The 2,129-nt window shown below is 62.6% G+C and carries 3 protein-coding genes and 1 pseudogene; all 4 read left to right on the top strand.

The features are described from left to right. A pseudogene (locus tag C0456_RS20180) lies at positions 1–376 on the top strand (hypothetical protein); the annotation flags it as partial. Then, a complete protein-coding gene (locus tag C0456_RS20175) occupies positions 373–702 on the top strand; it encodes a hypothetical protein (RefSeq protein ID WP_291056381.1) in 330 nt (109 codons plus the stop codon). The pseudogene C0456_RS20180 and the gene C0456_RS20175, both read left to right, overlap by 4 nt. Next, complete coding sequence (locus C0456_RS20170; protein WP_367179323.1) at positions 702–1,664, top strand: hypothetical protein; 963 nt, start codon at positions 702–704, stop codon at positions 1,662–1,664. Before C0456_RS20175 ends, C0456_RS20170 begins: the two co-directional genes overlap by 1 nt. Further along, positions 1,658–1,972, top strand: a complete 315-nt coding sequence (locus tag C0456_RS20165; protein ID WP_291056377.1) for a DUF3768 domain-containing protein — start codon at positions 1,658–1,660, stop codon at positions 1,970–1,972. The genes C0456_RS20170 and C0456_RS20165 overlap by 7 nt, the downstream gene beginning before the upstream one ends. Positions 1,973–2,129 lie beyond the last annotated feature (157 nt).

Raw genomic sequence — 2,129 nt, 5'->3', positions numbered from 1 at the left:
CGTTCAGAACGCCCGCGCAAGCGTGAAGGCATGGCACCCCGATCGCTATACGGATCACACGGGCGAGGCCGTCGAAACCAGTGACAGCCCCATCCTGCGCCGCCGACAGGCGCTCACCGATATGATCGGTCAGTATGTCGTCGTCAGCGCCTCGGGCGACTGGGCGGACTGGGTCCCGCAGGGCCAAGTGGGCGTCGTTGCCCGGCGTGTCGCCCGTGTCGATGCCTTGGGTCACGCCGCTTACGAAGGCGATCCCATCCACGGGCTGGTCGACAAGGACGCTTATGACAGCAGCCGCATCGTCAACGGGTTCGATGAAATCGGCGCTGTACGCATCGAAGCCAATGCGCCCGCAACCAAGGAGGTCGTGCTGTGAGCCTCGTAACGAACCCAGAGGTCGCCGCGCATGAGTTCGCGCTGATGCTTGCCCTGAGCACGGCTCACATGTCGCCGGGCACTGCGGCTGACTGGATGCCCCGATGCCCCTGGGCCTGCTTCGCCAAGGGCGAATGGGGCTGGTTCATGTATGTCTGTGACGATGTCGGCGTCACCGAGGCCGCAGACGTTCCCCTCGAAATCCGCTCCGCTCTCCATGTCGCCCGCCAACTGCGTTGCCAATGGATCATGTGGGACTGCGACGCGCCGATCGTCGCCGATTTGCCCGAATACGACTGGGGCGCAGCAACCGGGGAAATGTCGTGATCGCTGCACCGCGCTGCGGTACGGCAGCAACCCGCGCACGCGACCTCCTCGACCTTCCGCAACCACCAGTGGTACTCGCTTACGGCATCGGGGTCGATTCCACAGCAATGCTCATCGAGCTTGTCGCACGAGGCGAAACGCCTGATCTCGTCCTGACAGCCGATACCGGTTCCGAGAAGCCCGCGACCTATGCCTATCTCGACATCATCCGGCGATGGATGGAAGGGCACGGTATCGAATTCCAGATCTGCCGGTATCAGCCCCAGCGCTTCAAGCACTGGCCACCATACGCGACGCTGATCGAGAACGTCCTCACGAATGCGACACTTCCGTCGATCTCGCTCGGCCGCCACTCATGCAGTCTCAAATGGAAGATCGCGCCGCAGGACAAGTTCGTTACAGGATGGCCACCGGCCATCGAGGCCTGGAACCGCGGCCAGAAGGTTGTTCGGCTGATCGGCTACGACGCTTCGCCGGCCGACACCCGCAGGCACGCGCACGCTCTGACGATCCCCAGCGAGCGGTTTGAATGCCGGTACCCTCTTCGGGAATGGGGCTGGACCCGCGATGACTGCATCGCCCGTATCGAGGCCGAAGGCCTTCCGGTCCCGCCAAAGTCGGCATGTTTCCTCTGCTGCGGCTCGAAGCCCGAAGAAATCCGCGATCTTCCGGCATGGTGCCTCCGGATCATCGTGCTGGTGGAGGCCCGCGCCGCACCGAGACTCCGAACGGTCGAGGGCCTCTGGCGATCTTCAACGCGCAACAGGCCCGGCAGAATGACCGACTTCATCCGCGCCGAGCGCCTACTTCCCGATGCGGAAATTGACCGGATCGAGGCCGACGCGCCCACGTCGCTGAGACTGTTCCAGGAAGCCGCAGCTGAAATACCACTCCCGGAGCGGCCACACCTTGCCGACTGGATCGAACGCTTCCAGACTCAATTGGAGACAACCCCATGCTGACCGAACCAATCGGACGAGCCGAGCAAATCGCCAAACTCAATGATCGGGCACGCTCCGGTTTCGACCCCAGCGCTCGCATCATGTTTACACGCGGCTGCCTCGACGCGTTCTGCAATGGCGACACCCCGAACGGGCTTGTCGCGCAGGCCGAGCTCATCAAAACCATGCGGCGCCACAGGTTCGAGGAGGATACCTACGGCGAACGCGACTTCGGCGCATTCACTTTCAGGGGAGAGCGCGTCTTCTTCAAGATCGACTTGTATGATCCGGGCCTTGTCAAGAGCGCATTGAACGGTTCCTTCTGTTGACGCGTTGGGGGGGCCACGCGCAATGCTCAGGGATTGGCTTCATTCGTTCCGAGGTCAGCTGATGCACTATCCGTGCATAGACTTGTATCCGGTCGCGGCCGTGCCCGCGCACCATAATCCGTATTCACATCCCCGGATTGAGCAAAGGCGGATGAGG

The organism is Hyphomonas sp., assembly GCF_013823385.1.
Lineage (GTDB): Bacteria > Pseudomonadota > Alphaproteobacteria > Caulobacterales > Hyphomonadaceae > Hyphomonas.
Note: the sequence above shows the minus strand (reverse complement) of the source record. Positions and strands in the feature narration are given on the sequence as shown.

What these genes read in the sequence shown, in the direction of transcription:
- C0456_RS20165 (WP_291056377.1), top strand. Translation starts at nt 1,658, where the DNA reads ATGCTGACCGAACCAATCGGACGAGCCGAGCAAATCGCCAAACTCAAT.